15 protein-coding genes and 1 pseudogene are annotated in these 15,841 nt (G+C 67.4%); 8 read left to right on the top strand and 8 right to left on the bottom strand.

Annotated elements, in window-relative coordinates:
- Positions 1-432: 432 nt before the first annotated feature.
- Both TSH20_RS14270 and istA read right to left on the bottom strand, forming a co-directional pair.
- Entirely contained in the window at positions 433-780 is a 348-nt protein-coding gene (locus TSH20_RS14270) for a DUF6481 family protein (protein ID WP_199232088.1), read from the bottom strand.
- Positions 763-1,621, bottom strand: a pseudogene (gene istA, locus TSH20_RS14265) (IS21 family transposase); the annotation flags it as partial. The gene TSH20_RS14270 and the pseudogene istA, both read right to left, overlap by 18 nt.
- Here istA and TSH20_RS35690 point away from each other — a divergent pair.
- From TSH20_RS35690 to TSH20_RS14250, 3 genes are read left to right on the top strand one after another with little or no spacing between them, the layout of a single operon-like run.
- Entirely contained in the window at positions 1,523-2,221 is a 699-nt protein-coding gene (locus TSH20_RS35690; RefSeq protein WP_247874474.1) for an RNA-guided endonuclease TnpB family protein, read from the top strand. The pseudogene istA and the gene TSH20_RS35690 overlap by 99 nt on opposite strands.
- A complete protein-coding gene (locus tag TSH20_RS14255) occupies positions 2,181-3,260 on the top strand; it encodes an ABC transporter ATP-binding protein (protein WP_348770430.1) in 1,080 nt (359 codons plus the stop codon). Before TSH20_RS35690 ends, TSH20_RS14255 begins: the two co-directional genes overlap by 41 nt.
- Positions 3,261-3,270: 10 nt before the next feature.
- Positions 3,271-3,972 carry an ATP-binding cassette domain-containing protein gene (locus TSH20_RS14250; protein ID WP_247871566.1) on the top strand — a complete coding sequence of 234 codons (702 nt, stop codon included), beginning with the start codon at positions 3,271-3,273 and terminating at the stop codon, positions 3,970-3,972.
- 171 nt (positions 3,973-4,143) lie between these two features.
- Here the strand turns inward: TSH20_RS14250 and TSH20_RS14245 are convergent, their stop codons facing one another.
- The gene (locus TSH20_RS14245; protein WP_109075358.1) at positions 4,144-5,010 is read right to left on the bottom strand and encodes an NmrA family NAD(P)-binding protein; all 867 of its coding nucleotides are present in this window, start codon (positions 5,008-5,010) and stop codon (positions 4,144-4,146) included.
- Between the two features lie 105 nt (positions 5,011-5,115).
- Here TSH20_RS14245 and TSH20_RS14240 point away from each other — a divergent pair, with 105 nt between their 5' ends.
- Complete coding sequence (locus TSH20_RS14240) at positions 5,116-6,009, top strand: LysR family transcriptional regulator (protein WP_109075357.1); 894 nt, start codon at positions 5,116-5,118, stop codon at positions 6,007-6,009.
- On the opposite strand, the gene TSH20_RS14235 is transcribed toward TSH20_RS14240, so the two are convergent.
- The gene (locus TSH20_RS14235) at positions 5,994-6,926 is read right to left on the bottom strand and encodes a LysR family transcriptional regulator (protein WP_109075356.1); all 933 of its coding nucleotides are present in this window, start codon (positions 6,924-6,926) and stop codon (positions 5,994-5,996) included. The genes TSH20_RS14240 and TSH20_RS14235 overlap by 16 nt on opposite strands.
- Positions 6,927-7,049: 123 nt before the next feature.
- Between TSH20_RS14235 and TSH20_RS14230 the strand changes: the two genes are divergently transcribed.
- Both TSH20_RS14230 and TSH20_RS14225 read left to right on the top strand, forming a co-directional pair.
- The gene (locus TSH20_RS14230) at positions 7,050-7,802 is read left to right on the top strand and encodes an SDR family oxidoreductase (protein WP_109075355.1); all 753 of its coding nucleotides are present in this window, start codon (positions 7,050-7,052) and stop codon (positions 7,800-7,802) included.
- A gap of 32 nt (positions 7,803-7,834) precedes the next feature.
- Positions 7,835-8,560, top strand: coding sequence for an SDR family oxidoreductase (locus TSH20_RS14225; protein ID WP_109075354.1), 726 nt, complete (start codon positions 7,835-7,837; stop codon positions 8,558-8,560).
- A gap of 20 nt (positions 8,561-8,580) precedes the next feature.
- On the opposite strand, the gene TSH20_RS14220 is transcribed toward TSH20_RS14225, so the two are convergent.
- Positions 8,581-9,504, bottom strand: coding sequence for a LysR family transcriptional regulator (locus TSH20_RS14220; protein WP_109075353.1), 924 nt, complete (start codon positions 9,502-9,504; stop codon positions 8,581-8,583).
- 113 nt (positions 9,505-9,617) lie between these two features.
- On the opposite strand from TSH20_RS14220, the gene TSH20_RS14215 reads away from it, so the two are divergent.
- Positions 9,618-11,054 (top strand): MFS transporter, encoded by a 1,437-nt coding sequence (locus TSH20_RS14215; RefSeq protein WP_109075352.1) that lies wholly within the window; start codon positions 9,618-9,620, stop codon positions 11,052-11,054.
- Here the strand turns inward: TSH20_RS14215 and TSH20_RS14210 are convergent.
- Complete coding sequence (locus TSH20_RS14210; protein ID WP_109075351.1) at positions 11,035-11,499, bottom strand: nuclear transport factor 2 family protein; 465 nt, start codon at positions 11,497-11,499, stop codon at positions 11,035-11,037. The genes TSH20_RS14215 and TSH20_RS14210 overlap by 20 nt on opposite strands.
- A 538-nt stretch (positions 11,500-12,037) precedes the next feature.
- Between TSH20_RS14210 and TSH20_RS14205 the strand changes: the two genes are divergently transcribed.
- Entirely contained in the window at positions 12,038-12,982 is a 945-nt protein-coding gene (locus TSH20_RS14205; protein ID WP_109075350.1) for a 3-hydroxyacyl-CoA dehydrogenase NAD-binding domain-containing protein, read from the top strand.
- A 71-nt stretch (positions 12,983-13,053) separates the two neighbouring features.
- Here TSH20_RS14205 and uxuA read toward each other — a convergent pair whose 3' ends face one another.
- Complete coding sequence (gene uxuA / locus TSH20_RS14200) at positions 13,054-14,244, bottom strand: mannonate dehydratase (RefSeq protein WP_109075349.1); 1,191 nt, start codon at positions 14,242-14,244, stop codon at positions 13,054-13,056.
- 53 nt (positions 14,245-14,297) lie between these two features.
- Entirely contained in the window at positions 14,298-15,821 is a 1,524-nt protein-coding gene (locus TSH20_RS14195; RefSeq protein WP_109075348.1) for a mannitol dehydrogenase family protein, read from the bottom strand.
- Positions 15,822-15,841 lie beyond the last annotated feature (20 nt).

Here is a 15,841-nt window from a genome sequence, read left to right as displayed (position 1 = left end):
CATGACGGCGCAAAGCGGACCACACCCCCGGTTGGGGAACGGTCAAGCGCCGGCGATCTCGCCAGGAGGAGGTCGAAAGAGGGAGTTGCGACTTGCTGAGGAGCGCGGCAGGGGGCCGCGCCAAGAAACCTACCGCGTCTCTCTCAAGAGACGGTTAAGCCTCCAGCGATCAATAACCGCAGAATAAGACATGACGCTATAATATCAAGATTATTCGGTGATCAGGAGCGAATCCTGACGCTTGTCAGCCATGTGCAGGCTTTTCCGCATAGGCAATGACAGCTTTGAACCGAATGATCGTAGTATCCTCATCATCTGTTTTTCATCTCCCGCCATCCGGCCCGGAGCCGTTCGGCGTCTGGGACGGATGGCTTTGGCGGTGCCGCCTGGACTCGACCTTCTCGACGCTGCGGACCGTCAGCGATTCCTGGCCTAGCGGGCATCGCGGGCGGCCTTCGCCTTCGCCTCCGCTGCCATGGCCACTTGGCGCGCGGCCTGCTCGGCGGTTTCCTGGGCCTCCAGCGCCTCACGGGCGGCCCGCTCAGCTTGTTCCGCTTGCAGGGCCTCCTGCTCGGCAGCCTTGCGGGCGTCGCGCGCCGCGTTGCGCTCGGCCTCGCGAGCCTCACGGCCGATGCGCACGGCTCGCCGAGTCTCTTCGCGTGCCGCGAAGGCCGGATCGCTCGCAGTCGATTGCGCCTTAAACTTTTCGAGCAGGGCCTCTTTCGAGCCCGCAGCCGTGCTCAGACGCTCGGAAACGCAGACATCAGCGATGGTGCGCATCCAGTGCACCAAGTGTCCTTCGAACGCCTCCCAACTGGCGAAGCGCCGCCCGGCGACAGCGTTCTTCTTGACGTAGCCGACACCGTTCTCGTCCTTGCCTTTGGTGCGCGCCCGATACGGCGCGCAGGCGAAAGCCCTAATAGCGGGCGAAGGCATGGAAGCGGTCGTTGAAGGTCACTTCCCGCGTTTCCCGATCGTGATGGGTGACCAGGGTCTTGGGATTGTCGATCAGCACCTCGTGCGGCACGCCCCCGAAGTGCCGGAAGGCGGTCTCCAGGCCGGTGATCCAGGCAGACTGCCGCTCGTGACGGAACACCGTGACGAAGTTGCGGCGCGAGTAGCCCAGTGTCGCGACGAACAGGTGAACCCGCATCCGCTCACCGCCGACCTCCACGGCGGTGGTGCCGAAGTCGATCTGCAACTGCTGCCCCGGCGCCGTCTCGAAACGCACCGTGGCTCGGCTCTCCGCCTCCAGATCCTGGCGCAATCCCTGGACGGCGCGCTCCACAGTGCGCAGCGACACTTGGACCCCATGCTCGTCCGCCAACTCTTGGCGGACGACGTCGGCATTGCCTCGATGTCGCCTGAAGCGCTCGCCGAGCCAATTCGTCAAGTCATCCAGTCGACCAGCCCGTCGCGGCGACCGGTAGGGGTGCCAACCACCACCACGCAAGTAACGCTTCACCGTCTTGCGATCGCACCCCAACTCCCGGGTGATCCGCTTCGTGCCCCAACCCAGGGCCTGCAACCGGATCATCGCCGTCACATCGTCTGGGGCCAGCATCACGTCCCTCCGATCCGTCGTCTCGGAGGAACTCAACGGTATCGTGACCTCGACCATTCTCTACCCCTCGATGTCGAAGGGGGGCCCTTTCCTCGGAGCAAACGCCGGAAAAAGGCGACGGCGCGTCTGGCGGCTTACAGCCGCAAGGCTGCCAACCGCCGCGCCGATGACCTGCACAAGCTGGCGGCGGACATCGTCGCCATCTTCGACCGCATCGCGGTCGAAGACCTCACCAGTCAAGGCCTGGCCCGCTCGATGCTGGCCAAGGATGTGTTGGACGCTGTGTGGGGCCTGTTGAGGGCGCTGATCGCTGACAAGGCCGAGAGAGCCGGTAAGCTGGTGGTCGCCGTCGATCCGCGCGGCACATCGCAAGAGTGCCCGTGCTGCGGCGCCAAGGTTAAAAAGACCCTGGCCGATCGCGTGCACCGGTGCCCGGACTGCGGTCTGGTCGAAGACCGCGACGTGGCGGCCGCGTCCGTCATCGAGTTCCGGGTCTTCGGACGCCAAGCGGGCGGGGTGCCGGGGAACTGGTCCGAGAAGCCGCCGCGCTTTAGCCGGCGGAGTGATCACGCCCCTTCCCTTCACCCGGACCGACGCATTCGGTCCCCCGTCCCTGTTGGACATCCGCGACCTGCGCACCTATTTCGTTACCCCTGACGGCACCGTGCACTCGGTGGACGGCGTGTCCTACCGCGTGGAGGCCGGCGAGACGCTCGGCGTCGTCGGCGAGTCCGGTTGCGGCAAGAGCGTCACCGTCATGTCGGTGCTGCGCCTGCTGCCCACGCCACCGGCACGCTATGCCGGGGGCGAGATCCGCTTTCGGGGCACCAACCTGCTCGACCTCTGCGAACGCGAGATGAGCCGGATTCGCGGCAACCGCATCTCGATGATCTTTCACGAGCCGATGACCTCGCTGACCCTGGTGCTGACCGTCGGGTGCCAGATCGCCGATCGGGAACGACGGGCCGGCGAGTATCCGTACCAGATGTCAGGCGGCATGCGACAGCGGGTGATGATCGCCCTGGCTCTGGCCTGCCATCCCGACCTGCTGATCGCCGACGAGCCGACGACCGCGCTCGACGTGACCATCCAGGCGCAAATCCTGGAATTGCTGTGCGACCTCCAGGCGAAGCTGGGCATGGGCATCGTCATGATCACGCATGATTTGGGCGTGGTGGCCGAATTCTGCGATCGCGTGGTGGTGATGTATGCGGGCCGCAAGGTGGAGGAAGCGCCAGTCGCCGACCTGTTCGAACGGCCGCTGCATCCCTACACCCGCGTACTGATGGCTTCCATGCCGTCTCTTCAGGGGCCTTCGCTCCAGAGAAGGGGAGGGCGGCTGGCCGAAATCCCTGGCATGGTTCCGGCCCCGCAGGAGCTGGGCACCGGCTGCGCCTTCGCTCCCCGTTGCCCGCCTGCCACCGAGTGGTGCCCGGCTTCACCGCCGCCGCTCCCGATCACGGCGTCGCCTGCTTCGAGGCCGCGTCGGCCCGTACCAGCCCGTCGCCCTGCATCGCCACGCCGGAGCCCGCACATGATCCCGCACCCGAATCCGGACTTTGCAGCGAAGCAGTCCGCATCGCCCCTTCTCAATGTGTCGGACCTGACCAATCAATTCCATGTCGGCGGCAAAGCCGGGCAGGGCAGGCGGGGTGAAGGCTGTGGATGGGGTGTCCTTTACCCTGAACCGCGGTGAAGCGCTGTCCTTGGTCGGAGAATCCGGCTGCGGCAAGACCACGACCGGCAAGTCGGTGCTGCGGCTGATCGAACCCACCGCCGGATCCGTCCGTTTGAAGGAGGTGGAATTGCTGACTCTTGCGCCGTCACGGATGCGTGCGCATTGCCGTGACATGCAGATCATTTTCCAGGATCCCTACGCCTCCTTGAACCCGCGCCTGTCGGACTCCGCGATCGTGGCGGAGCCAATGCGCAACTTCGACGATCCGGCATGGCGCGGAGCGGGCGCGCTCCGCGACCGACTGGCCTGGCTGTTCGCCAAGGTCGGCCTGCGGCCGGAGGCGATGGCCAAGCTCCCCGGCGAGTTCTCCGGCGGTCAGCGCCAGCGGTTGGGGATCGCGCGGGCGCTGGCGCTGAACCCCAAGCTGATCGTCTGGGACGAGCCGGTGTCGGCTCTGGATGTCTCGGTGCAGGCCCAGGTGGTCAACCTGCTGATGGATCTGCAGGCGGAGTTCGGCATCACGAACCTGTTCGTTGCGCACGACCTCGCCGTGGTCCGCCACATCAGCCATCGGGTTGCGGTGATGTGTCTGAGGCGCATCGTCGAGATCGTGGAGTGCGAGACGCTGTTCACCGACCCGCAGCACCCCTACACCAGGATGCTGCTGTCGGCGGCGCCGGTCCCCGTACCACGCGCACCCTCCCGATCGGCGATCCGCCGAGCGCGATAACCCCCCCGGCCGGCTGGCGATTCCACCCCCGCTGCCCAATGGCCGGCCCGATCTGCCGGGAGACGACACCGCCGCTCGCCCCTCGGGGATCGGCGACGGATGTGTCGCATCGGGTGGCCTGCCATCTCGCATCGTGAACCGCGCCGACATCGGCGGTGGTCGCATGGAACCTCAGCCGGCGGCGATCGCAGCGGCGAAGCTGCGGTAGCTGTGCAGCGGGCGTCGCAGCAGGCCGGTCAGACGTTCGACGTCGCCGGCATCGGGGATCATCCCGTCGCTGACATAGCGCTCGGCCATCAAACGCATCTCATAGGCGGTCCATTTCGGCATGAAGGACGCCATGGTCTGCTCGAACCCGCTGGGATCGTCGCCGCCATAGACCACGGTGCGGCCCAGCAGATCGGACCAGATCGCGGCCACCTGCGGTCCGGTCAGCGTGTCAGGGCCAACCAGATTGATGGTCTCGACCGGCAGTTTGCCCGGCGCCCGGTCACGACGGATCAGCTCGATGGCCGCGACTTCCGCGATGTCCCGCGCATCGACCATGGCGACGCCCCTGCTACCGATCGGCATTGGGTAGACACCGTGATTGAGGACGACGTCCTTGATCATCACCTCGTTGTCGATGAAGTAGGTCCGGCGCAGGATGGTGGCGCTGAAGCCCATCTGGTCGAGCATGCGCTCGGCGCCGAACTTCACCGCGAAATGCGGCACATTCACCGCGCGATCGGCTTCGAACACCGACAGATAGACGACCCGCTCGACACCCGCCTCGCGGGCGATGTTCAGGGTGATGAGCGCCTGGGTGAATTCATCGCCGGTGACGGCATTCAACAGGAACAGGGTGCGGACACCGCGGAAGGCGGCACGCAGCGCATCGATGTCCAGCATGTCGCCCTGGGCGACCTCCACCCCGGCGGGGAAGGCGGCCTTCGACGGGTCGCGGGTCAGCACGCGCACGTCGGCACCGCGCTTCGCCAGCTGGTCGACGACATGGCTGCCAACGCGGCCGGTGGCTCCGGTAATGAGGATGGTCATGGGGATCACTCCGGTTTCGGTGTCAGAAGATGTCCTTGACAATAGCGATCCACAGCAGGTCCGATAGACACCGGATTTGGACGGACCGTCTCACTGGTGGAACGGATGGACCTGCTTGCCCTGGCCGATTTCAATCTGGTCGCCCGCCATGGCGGGTTCGGTAAGGCCGCGCGTGCAGCCGGGCGTCCCAAGGCGACTCTGTCGCGGCGGGTGGCCGAGTTGGAGGCGAGCCTCGACCTGCGTCTGTTCGAGCGGGGCACCCGTTCACTGAAACTCACGGCGGAGGGAAGTGCCCTGTTCGAGCGGACGGGCGTATTGCTGACCGAGCTTGACGAGACGGCGAAGGCCATTGCGTCGGGTGGCCAGAGCCCCCGCGGCCGGTTGCGGATCAGCGCGCCGCTGCTGTTCTCGCAGACCGCGATGGGGAAGCTGGCGGCGGGATTTATGCGCAAATACCCTGAGGTCCGGCTTGAGGTCACCACGGAAGACCGCGCCGTTGACATGATCGAAGAAGCCTATGATCTGGTCATCCGCGTCAATCCGAACCCCGAAGAGAGCCTTGTCGGCCGCATCTTCCTTCGTGACCGGATGGTCGTGGTGGCGAGCCCTGACCAGCCGCCCCCCGCCGGCCACGATGCCGTCCCCGCGGTCACCCGTGGATCGCTGGGCCAACGCGAACTCTGGGAAGTGACGACATCGTCCGGACCATCGAGCATCGCGGTCGAACCCGTCCTCAGCCTTTCCTCGTTCGTCATGATCCGCGATGCGGTTCGCCTGGGTGTGGGAGCGGCCCGCCTGCCGCTGTCGCTCGCCAGCCCCGATCTGGCCGCCGGCAGGCTGGTGAACTGGGGCGATGTGACCGGGCACGAGACGGCGCTGTGGGTGCTCTATCCGACACGGCGGCTGCTCAACGCCCGCGTTTCCGCCTTTCTCGATTATTTGAAAGCGGCCTTTCCGCAAGGGACCGCCGACGAACTCGCGGCCTATGTCGAGGGGTGAAGGGAAGGCTGTCCGGCCTTCGGTCCTTCGCGGTGGCGCCGGACATGGTCAATCAGGGCGCGGAGCTTGGGCGTCACCGTGCGCCGGCTCGGGAAATACAGGAAGAATCCGGCGAAGGGCGGCAGCCAGTCGTCGAGGATCGAGACGAGTTCCCCGCGTTCGAGATAGGGTTGGAACGTCTCTTCCATGCCGAAGGTGATGCCGGCGCCGGCGAGCGCCGTGCGCAGCATCAGCAGCATGTCGTTGGTGGTGATCTGCGGTTCCACCGACACGTCGAAGGCGCGCCCGTCTTTCTCGAACTCCCAGCGGTAGGGTGCGGTATCCGGCTGCGGCCGCCAGCCGATGCAGCGGTGGCGGACGAGATCGCGCGGGTGTTCCGGCGTGCCATGGCGCACCAGATAGCTTGGCGTCGCCACCGCGATCTGGCGCTGGTCGCCGGTCAGCGGCACTGCGATCATGTCGCGCTCGATCACTTCGCCCAGCCGCACGCCGGCGTCGAAACCGGCGGCGACGATGTCGAACTCCAGATCCGTCACCGTCACGTCGAGCGTGACGCCGGGATACGCTTCGCTGAAGGAGGCGATCAGCGGTCCGGACAGGAACCGCTCGGCGATCGAGGTGACGGCGATCCGCAGCAGACCGCGGGGCTCCTCCGCCGAACCGGACGCCGCGTCGATGGCGCCCGCGATCTCGGCCAGCGGGGCGGAGACCTGTGCCAGGAACCGCTCGCCGGCCTCGGTCAGCCGAACGCTGCGGGTGGTACGCAGGAAAAGCGCCTGCCCGAGAGCGGCCTCCAGCCGCTGCACGCCCTGGCTGACCGCCGAGCGCGTCACGCCAAGGCGGTCGGCAGCCGCACGGAAATTGCCGGTCTCCGCCACCGCGGTGAACAAGGTCAACAGGTTCAGGTCGATCTGCATTGGTTAGCCGCTCTAACCACACTGTCCAATTCTTAGCAAGTTATCTCGACAGCGGTCCAATGCCACCTTCCGGGCATGGATGGCGGGCGCACAAATCGCTCCGCCGGATTTATGGAGACCGCAATGACCAACCTGCCAAACGCATACGATCTGACCGGCAAGGTGGCGCTGGTAACCGGCGCCCGCCGCGGCATCGGGCGCGCCGTGCTCGACCTGCTGCGGGCTCGTGGCGCGCGGATCGTCGCGTCCGACCTGTCGGACGAGCTCCGGTCGCTCGACTCCGCCGACATCGCCACGCTGGTCGGCGACGTGTCCGACGAGGAGCTTGCGCGGCGCTCGGTCAATCTTGCCCGCAAGCGCTTCGGCCGGCTCGACATCGTCGTCTGCAATGCCGGGCGCACCCTGAACAAGCCGCTGAGTGAGACCTCGGTTGAGGAATACGATCGAATCTTTCAGATCAACGCCCGCGGCGCCTTCGTCACCATCCGCGCTGCGGTCCCGCTGATGGAGGAGGGCGGCGGCGGTGCCGTCGTCATCAACTCCTCGCTGTCGGCGACGACGGCCTTCCCGACGCAGGCCGCCTACGCCTCGTCCAAGGCGGCATCGGCGCAGCTCGCCCGCATCGTTGCCGTCGAATACGGCCGCCGCGGCATCCGCTGCAACGTGGTCCTGCCCGGCGTCATCGACACCGACATCATGGAGGGCGTGGTCGAGAACGGCCGCGAGATGCTGCGGAGCTTCGGCGACGCCCACCCGGTCGGGCGCATCGGCCGCCCGGAGGAGGTGGCCGAGGCCATCGCCTTCCTGGCTTCGCCGGCCTCCAGCTTTATCACCGGCGCACAGCTCTTCGTCGACGGTGGCTACACGGCGCAGTGACCGCCGCAATCAATGAATGACAGGAGACATCCATGACCATCGATCAGGTCGTTCTCATCAGCGGTGCTTCCAGCGGCATCGGCGAAGCCACCGCGCGCGTCCTTGCCGAAGCCGGCGCCACCCTGATGCTGGGCGCGCGGCGCACCGACCGGCTCGACACGCTCGTCCGGGAAATCACGGCGAAGGGCGGCAGGGCCGCCGCCCGCGCCCTCGACGTCACCGACCGCGCCAGCACGGAGGGCTTCGTCGCCGAGGCGCGCGAACGCTTCGGCCGGATCGACGTCCTCGTCAACAATGCCGGCGTGATGCCGCTGTCCCCGCTCGCCTCGCTGAAGGTCGAGGAATGGGACCGCATGATCGACGTCAACATCCGCGGCGTTCTCCACGGCATCGCGGCGGTCCTGCCGGTCATGGAGGCGCAGGGGAGGGGGCACGTCGTCAACATCGGCTCGGTCGGCAGTTTCGAGGTGGTGCCGACCTCCGCCGTCTACAGCGCGACCAAATTCGCGGTGCGGGCGATCACCGACGGTTTGCGCCAGGAAAGCGAAACGATCCGCACGACCTGCATCTATCCAGGCGTGACCCGCTCCGAACTCGCCGACACCATCACCGACGAAACGGCTGCCCGGGCGATGGTGGAGTACCGCCGCAACGCGATCGAACCGGAAGCGATCGGGCGGGCCGTCCTCTTCGCCATCGAACAGCCGCGGGACGTCGGGGTCAACGAGATCACCGTCCGCCCTGCGATCCGGAGTTAGGGGCAGGGCAGGGCGATTCATCAACCACTCGTCTCTGACGTGACTCCGTCGTCCGTCCCCCGACAGGCTGCGAGCACCTGTCCGCGCAACCAGCGGTGGGCCGGGTCGGCGTCCTGACGCGGGTGCCACATCTGGGTCACCGTGACATCCCTCATGGGCACCGGGAGCGGGAAGGTGGCGATCCCGGCTATGCCGGAGGCGACCTGCCGCTCCGACACCAGGGCGACGAGGTCCGACGCGCGGACGATCGCCAGGGCGGCCGGGAAGCTCGGCACCACGGCGACCACCTTGCGGGAGAGGCCGAGGACGGCGAGGGCATCATCCACCTGATCCCTCGGCCGGCCGCTACGCGAGGTGACCACATGGCCGCAGGCGGCATATCGGTCGGCCGTCACCGGCTCCCGCAGCATCAGCGGATGGCCGTCCCGCACGGCGCCGACCAGCCGGTCGCCGATCAGTTTCTGCACCTTCAACTCGGGCGCGGTTTCCGCATGGGCGCCGATCTCCAGATCGATGCGGCCATCGCGAAGCGCCTGCACACCCCGATCCGTCCTCGGGGCGAACCGCAGCAGAACGCCCGGCGCTTCGGCGGTGACCCGGCTGACCAGCCGGGCGGCGAAGACCTCGATGAAGCTTTCGCTGGCGCGCAGGGTGAAGGTGCGTTCCAGCCCGGCAATGTCGATCGCCGCCGCCGGGCGCAGCACAGCGCGCACCTCGTCGGCAAGATCATGCACCCGCGCCCGCAGTTGGATGGCCCGCGGTGTCGGGACCAGCCCGCGTCCGGCCCTGACGAGCAGCGGATCCCCGGTGGCGTCCCGCAGGCGCGCCAGTGTGCGGCTCATGGCGGAATCGCTGAGACCGAGCCGCCGGGCGGCATTGACCACGCTGCCTTCCGCAAGCAGCGCGTCGAGCGCGACAAGGAGGTTGAAATCGGGATCGGCCATGGGCGGAAACGCTAACACATGGCGTTCCATGCAGGAATACTCTGCATGGGTTGCGTCTACCGCCATGTCGCGGCGTCGCCATACTGGTCTCCAAGACTTCCTGGAGATATCCGATGCCCCAATTTACCGTCGCGCGGCCGGCCGCTTCCCCACTGTCGGAGGGGCTGTCGGGCTTCCGTCGCGTCGCCGCCGTCGCGTCCATCCTGACGGCGATCGTGCTCGTCGTGCTCGATGGCGCCGTCGTCAACATCGCCCTGCCGACCATCGCCGACACGCTGGGCGTCGCGCCGGCCGAGTCCGTCTGGATTGTCACCGGCTACCAACTGGCGCTCGTGGTCGCGCTGTTGCCGGCGGGTGCCCTCGGCGAGAGCCTGGGGTACCGCAAGGTGTTCGCCGGTGGCGTGCTTTTGTTCACCGCCGCCTCGGCCGGCTGCGCCCTGGCGCCGACGCTTCCCTGGCTGGTCGCCGCAAGGCTGATGCAGGGCCTGGGCGGCGCCGCGGTGATGTCGCTCGCCGTCGCATTGCTGCGCTTCGTCTATCCGCCGCGGCTGCTGGGGGCCGCCATCGGCTGGAATGCCCTGGTCATCGCCCTGTCGTCGGCGGCGGGGCCGACCGTCGGGGCGGCCATCCTCGCCGTCGCCCCCTGGCCATTGCTGTTCGCCGTCAACATTCCGATCGGCGCCATCGTGCTGCTGACCGCACGCGCATTGCCCGCGGTCGAGGGGGTAAAGCGCCGGATCGACCCCGTCAGCGTCGTCCTCAACGCCGGCTTCTTCGTGGCACTGGTGATGGGAGCCGAGACAGTCGCGTCCCGGGTCGAGGCGGGCGGCGCGCTGCTGCTGGTCGCGGTGCTCTGCCTTGCCGGCCTGATCCGGCGGGAACATGGGCAGGAGGCGCCGCTGATCCCCCTCGACCTGCTGCGGGTGCGCTCCTTCCGCCTGTCGGTGGTCGCCTCCATCCTCTGCTTCACGGGGCAGATGGCGAGCACCGTGGCGCTGCCCTTCTACCTGCAGAACGGGCTGGGGCAGGACGCCTTCACCGCCGGTCTGTTCATGGTGCCCTGGCCGCTTGCGACCGCCGTCGCGGCGCCGGTCGCGGGCCGGCTTTCCGATCGCCTGCCGACCGGCTGGCTGTGCGCCGCCGGCGGCCTGCTGCTCGCCGCCGGCCTCGCTCTGTCGGCATTCTGGCCGCTCCAGCGCGATCCGCTGCCTCTGCTGGCCTTCATGGTGATCAGCGGCTTCGGTTTCGGCCTTTTCCAGACTCCCAACAACCGCAACATGCTGCTCACGGTGCCGAAGGAGCGCAGCGGTGCGGCCGGAGGGATGCAGGGCACCGCAAGGCTGGTCGGGCAGACCGCCGGTGCGGTGACCATGACGCTGCTCTTTTCCCTGATTTCCAGCCCGGTGGAGGCGCCCCGGATCGGGCTTGCCGTGGCGGCCGTCCTCACCCTGGCGGGCGGCGTCGTAAGCCTGCTCCGCGTGCCGGCGGACGTTGAAACGGCCCAGCCGTTTCTATCGGCAAAGGTCGGCGTCAGAAGCCGAAATGGCTGAGACCGGGATGATCGTCGGGCCGGCGGCCGAGCGGCCAATGGAACTTGCGCTCCGTCTCGGCGATCGGGTGTTCGTTGATGCTGGCGTGCCGGGCGCGCATCAGCCCATCCTCGGCGAATTCCCAGTTCTCGTTGCCGTAGGCACGGAACCACTGGCCGCCGTCGTCGTGATATTCGTAGGCGTAACGCACGGCGATTCGGTTCCCGGCAAAGGCCCAAAGCTCCTTGATCAGCCGATAGCTAAGCTCCTTGTTCCACTTCCGGGTCAGGAAGGCTTGGATTTCGGCGCGTCCGGTCACGAACTCGGCGCGGTTCCGCCACCGGCTGTCCTCGGTGTAGGCGAGAGTGACCTTCGCCGGATCGCGTCTGTTCCAGCCATCCTCGGCGAGCCGGACCTTCTCGATGGCGGACGCTTCGGTAAAGGGGGGAAGCGGCGGACGGGACATGGCAGGTTCCTTCGGGTTGGATGAAGAAGGGGCGGGCGAACCGGGCGGTACGCCCCGATGCAGGATCCCGTGGACGGGATCGTTGCCGTTCCCCATTGCCAGACTGCTGCATCCGCAGGACGGCGGGAATGACTGGACTTGGCATTTCATTATTGCGTTCGATGAAATGATCCCCCGGTCGCACTGGCGATCATCCATACGGGGAATCGCGTATTCCGGTGGATCGGCTGCTGCCCGATGATCGGTGACGACCAGGACGCGTGCAAAAACAATGCGGAAGCCGGCCGTTCATGCCGCTTCCCGCATGCGCCGCTCCATGCCCCGTCACGCGGTGAGACCGAGATGATTGAACAAGCTGGCGCGAAGGCTGACAGGACCCCCGCACGGGCGTCGCCCGGTTCCAACGCGTTCTTTTACCTGTGAGTTTTTGCTATATGATGCATCATTGCGGTGCAGAGGCGGGCGAAGTCCCACTCCGGCCGCCCTGTGTTTCCGTATCCCGCATCTTGGCCGACAACACTGCGCAGGAGAGTTCCCAATGCCGTCATCCCCGCTGCCGATCTCGTCCGTTGCGGTGCTTGGCTGCGGACTGATCGGGCAGAGTTGGTCGGCGCTGTTTCTGGCACATGGGCTGGATGTGGTTGCCTGGGATCCCGACGGCGGCGTTCTGGCCGCCCTGCCGGAACGCGTGGAGCCGCTGCTCGGGCAATTGCGGGCGCTCGGGCCCACGACCGCCCGGCCCGGCCGCCTGTCCGTCGCGTCATCGGTCGCCGAGGCTGTGCGGAATGCGGCGTGGATTCAGGAGAACGCGCCCGAGAAAACCGCCATCAAGCATGCACTCTATGCCGAGGTGGAGGCTGCGGCTGCGCCCGACGCGGTGATCGCCAGCAGCACCTCCTCGCTGACCTGGACCGATCTGGCGGCAGGCGTGGCGCGGCGTGACCGTTTCATCACCGCCCATCCCTTCAATCCGCCGCATTTGATGCCGCTGGTCGAACTGTTCGCCGACGATGCGGAGACGCTGGGCCGCGCCGAGACCTTCTACCGCGGCGTCGGCCGCGTGACGGTGGCGCTGAAGAAGGATGCCGTGGGCCACATCGCCAACCGTCTGGCCTCCGCCCTGTGGCGCGAAGCGGTGAACATCGTTGCGGAGGGCATTGCCGATGTCGCCGACGTCGATGCCGCGCTCGTGCATGGTCCCGGCCTGCGCTGGTCGGTGATCGGTGCCCACATGGCCTATCATCTGGGCGGCGGACCCGGCGGCATCGCCCACTACCTCGACCATCTCGGGCCGAGCCAGGAACGACGCTGGGCGACTCTCGGCACCCCGAGCCTGACGCCCGAAGTCTGCCGTCTGCTGGTCGACGGCATCGCACAGGAAGCCGCCGGCCGCTCCGTCGCCACGCTGGAGGGCGAACGCGACCGCGGGCTGATGCTGGCGCTGGCCGCCCGGCGGAAGGCCGGGGAGGGAGAAAGCGCGTGAATGCAGAGACGACCGCCTGTGCCCGCTGACGGGGCCCCTCCCCCCGCACTGGAGAGGAGCCCCGCCACCGGTCATGCCACCCGCTTTTCGCGGAAGGCTTCGATGGTGCGCATGACGCCACGCAGTTCGGCCAGACCCTTCAAACGCCCGACGAAGGAATAGCCGGGGTTCATCGTCTGGCCGATGTCATCGCCCAGCAGATGGCCGTGATCGGGGCGCATCGGGATCTGGGCGTCGGCGCGGCCGGTCCGCTTGCGGCGGGCCTCCTCGTCGATGATTGCCGCGGCCACGCCGATCAGGTCGGTGTCGCCGCCGAGATGGTCGGCCTCGTAGAAGGAGCCGTCGGGCTCGTGCGTGGTGTTGCGCAGATGGACGAAATGGATGCGCGGGGCGAACTCCTTCGCCATCGCCACCAGATCATTCTTTGGGTTGGACCCGAAGGAGCCCGTGCACAGGGTGAGGCCACAGGCCTCCTGCGGTACGGCGTCGAACAGCGCCCGGACATCCTCGGCGGTGGACATGACACGCGGCAACCCGAAGATGGGGAAGGACGGGTCGTCGGGGTGGATGCACAGCCGCACCCCCTCTTCCTCGGCGACGGGCGTGATCTCGCGCAGGAACTCGATCAGGTTGGCGCGCAGATCCTCCACGCCGATCTGCTGGTACAGCTCCAGCATGCCGCGGAAGCTGTCGCGGTCATAGGCGAAGTCGCGGGCCGGCAGCCAGTCGATCAGGTTGCGCTCCAGTTCCGCCACCTGCTCCGCCGTCATCGCCTCGAACCGCGCCTTGGCGGCGGCGATGTGGGCGGGAGCATAGCTGGCCTCCGCATTGCGGCGCTTCAGCACGAACAGGTCGTAGGCGGCGAAATCGACGCTGTCGTAGCGCAGTGCATAGCCGCCGTTCGGCAGCCGGTGCATCAGGTTGGTCCGGCTCCAGTCGGTGATGACCATGAAGTTGTAGCAGATCACCGGGATACCGGCGCGGGCGACATTGCGGATCGACTGCTTGTAATTGTCGATCTTGGTGCGGTAGTCGCCGGTGCGGGTCTTGATCTCTTCGCCGACGCCGATGCTTTCCACCACCGCCCAGGTCAGGCCGGCGGCCTCGACCATTGCGCGGCGCTTCTGGATCTCCTCAGGAGTCCAGACGCTGCCCTGATTCATGTGGTGCAGCGCCGTGACAATGCCGGTCGCACCGGCCTGACGGGCCTTCTCCAGAGTGACGGGATCGTCCGGGCCGAACCAGCGCCAGGTTTCCTGCATGATGGGGTCCTTTCAAAGTCGGGTGCGGTGGCGGGGTTGATGGCCGCCGCAAGTCATGGGGTGGCGAGGACGGCGGTCAGCGTCTTGCGGACGCCGACATTCATCAGGCTGTCGAGATGGCGAACGACCTCCCTGCGGAAGGTGTTTTCGGCCACCAGTTCGGGTGCGAAGATATCCTCGATGGCGAACAGATCCGCCGCCAGCTCGCCCGCATCACCGGAATGGGCGCGGGCGATGCGGGTCAGCGCCGCCGCCCTCGGGTCGGCAACCGTGTAGGCGTTGCCGGCCTCGTCCTTTTCCAGCAGGAAGCGCATCCAGGCGGCGACGGCCAGCGGGATCACGGCCGGTGCCTTGCCGGCGGCGAACAGCTCTCGCGCCGGTTCCAGCAGGCGCGGCGGCAGCTTCTGCGAGCCGTCCGACGAGATCTGGATGGTGCGGTGGCGGATGCCGGGATTGCGGAAGCGCGCTTCCAACGCCGCCGTGTAGCCGGGGATATCGGTTCCCGGCACCGGCGGCAGCGTGGGGATGAGGTCGGATGCCCACAGACGGTGCATGACGGCCGGCATCTGCGGATCGGCCATGGCGTCGGCAATGGTCTCGATCCCGGCGATCACCGACAGGTAGGCCAGCAGCGAATGGGCGCCGTTCAGGCAGCGCAGCTTCATCAGCTCGAACGGATGGACGTCCTCGACCAGGATGGCGCCGGCTTTCTCCCAGGCCGGGCGGCCCAGCGGAAAGCGGTCCTCGATGACCCACTGCTTGAAGGGCTCGCTCACCACCGGCCAAGCATCGTCGCAGCCGGTCGCTACCTCCACCGTGGTGCGGTCGGCGTCCTGGGTGGCGGGGGTGATGCGGTCGACCATCGTGCAGGGGAAGCTGACTTGGCCCGCGATGTAGGCGGCAAGCTCCGGATCGCGCAGCTCGGCATAACGCACGACGATGCCACGCACCTTGACACCGTTCTGGGCGAGGTTGTCGCAGACCAGCACGGTGAAGGGTGGCACTCCGGCGGCGCGACGGCGGCGGATCGCTTCCGCCAGCAGGCCGGGGACGCTGCGCGGATTGGCGGGGTCGGCGAGGTCGGCGCGGATCAGCGGATGCGCCTCATCCAGCGACCCGGTGGCGGCATCCTGGCAATAGCCCTTTTCCGTGACCGTCAGGGTGACGATCCGGATGTCCGGCTTCGCCATCAAGGCCAACACCTCGTCCAACTGGTCTGCGGTCGCCAGTGCGTCGAGGAAGGAGCCGACGACGCGCAGCCGGTCGCGGTTCTCCTCGCGCACCAGCAGGGTGTAGAGGCAATCCTGCGGCTTCAGCGCGTCGCGGATCGCGGGGGACAGCGGGTCGACACCGACGATGCCCCAGCTCCGGTCACCGGTCGCCAGCACATCGTCGGTGTAGGTGGCGAGATGGGCGCGGCAGAAGGCGCCGAGGCCGATATGGACGATGCCCGGCGTCACCGCGGCGCGGTCGTAGGCGGGACGCTGGACGGTCAGGGGCAGGCGGTCAATGGTGGCAGTGGATAGGCGGGTTCGTGAAGGACGGGCCGCCAGCAGGGCGGTGTTCGCGTCGGGCATGATGGGCTCCGGTTCGCGGC

The organism is Azospirillum sp. TSH20, from assembly GCF_003115935.1.
Taxonomy (GTDB): Bacteria; Pseudomonadota; Alphaproteobacteria; order Azospirillales; family Azospirillaceae; genus Azospirillum.
The sequence above is the reverse complement of the archived record's forward strand: the minus strand, read 5'-3'. Positions and strand labels throughout refer to the sequence as shown.

Coding starts and splice junctions, on each gene's coding strand:
- TSH20_RS14215 (WP_109075352.1), top strand. CDS start 9,618: ATGCCCCAATTTACCGTCGCGCGGCCGGCCGCTTCCCCACTGTCGGAG.
- TSH20_RS14270 (WP_199232088.1), bottom strand. CDS start 780: ATGCGCACCATCGCTGATGTCTGCGTTTCCGAGCGTCTGAGCACGGCT.
- TSH20_RS14225 (WP_109075354.1), top strand. CDS start 7,835: ATGACCATCGATCAGGTCGTTCTCATCAGCGGTGCTTCCAGCGGCATC.
- TSH20_RS14205 (WP_109075350.1), top strand. CDS start 12,038: ATGCCGTCATCCCCGCTGCCGATCTCGTCCGTTGCGGTGCTTGGCTGC.
- TSH20_RS14235 (WP_109075356.1), bottom strand. CDS start 6,926: ATGCAGATCGACCTGAACCTGTTGACCTTGTTCACCGCGGTGGCGGAG.
- uxuA (WP_109075349.1), bottom strand. CDS start 14,244: ATGCAGGAAACCTGGCGCTGGTTCGGCCCGGACGATCCCGTCACTCTG.
- TSH20_RS14230 (WP_109075355.1), top strand. CDS start 7,050: ATGACCAACCTGCCAAACGCATACGATCTGACCGGCAAGGTGGCGCTG.
- TSH20_RS14245 (WP_109075358.1), bottom strand. CDS start 5,010: ATGACCATCCTCATTACCGGAGCCACCGGCCGCGTTGGCAGCCATGTC.
- TSH20_RS14195 (WP_109075348.1), bottom strand. CDS start 15,821: ATGCCCGACGCGAACACCGCCCTGCTGGCGGCCCGTCCTTCACGAACC.
- TSH20_RS14220 (WP_109075353.1), bottom strand. CDS start 9,504: ATGGCCGATCCCGATTTCAACCTCCTTGTCGCGCTCGACGCGCTGCTT.
- TSH20_RS14210 (WP_109075351.1), bottom strand. CDS start 11,499: ATGTCCCGTCCGCCGCTTCCCCCCTTTACCGAAGCGTCCGCCATCGAG.
- TSH20_RS14240 (WP_109075357.1), top strand. CDS start 5,116: ATGGACCTGCTTGCCCTGGCCGATTTCAATCTGGTCGCCCGCCATGGC.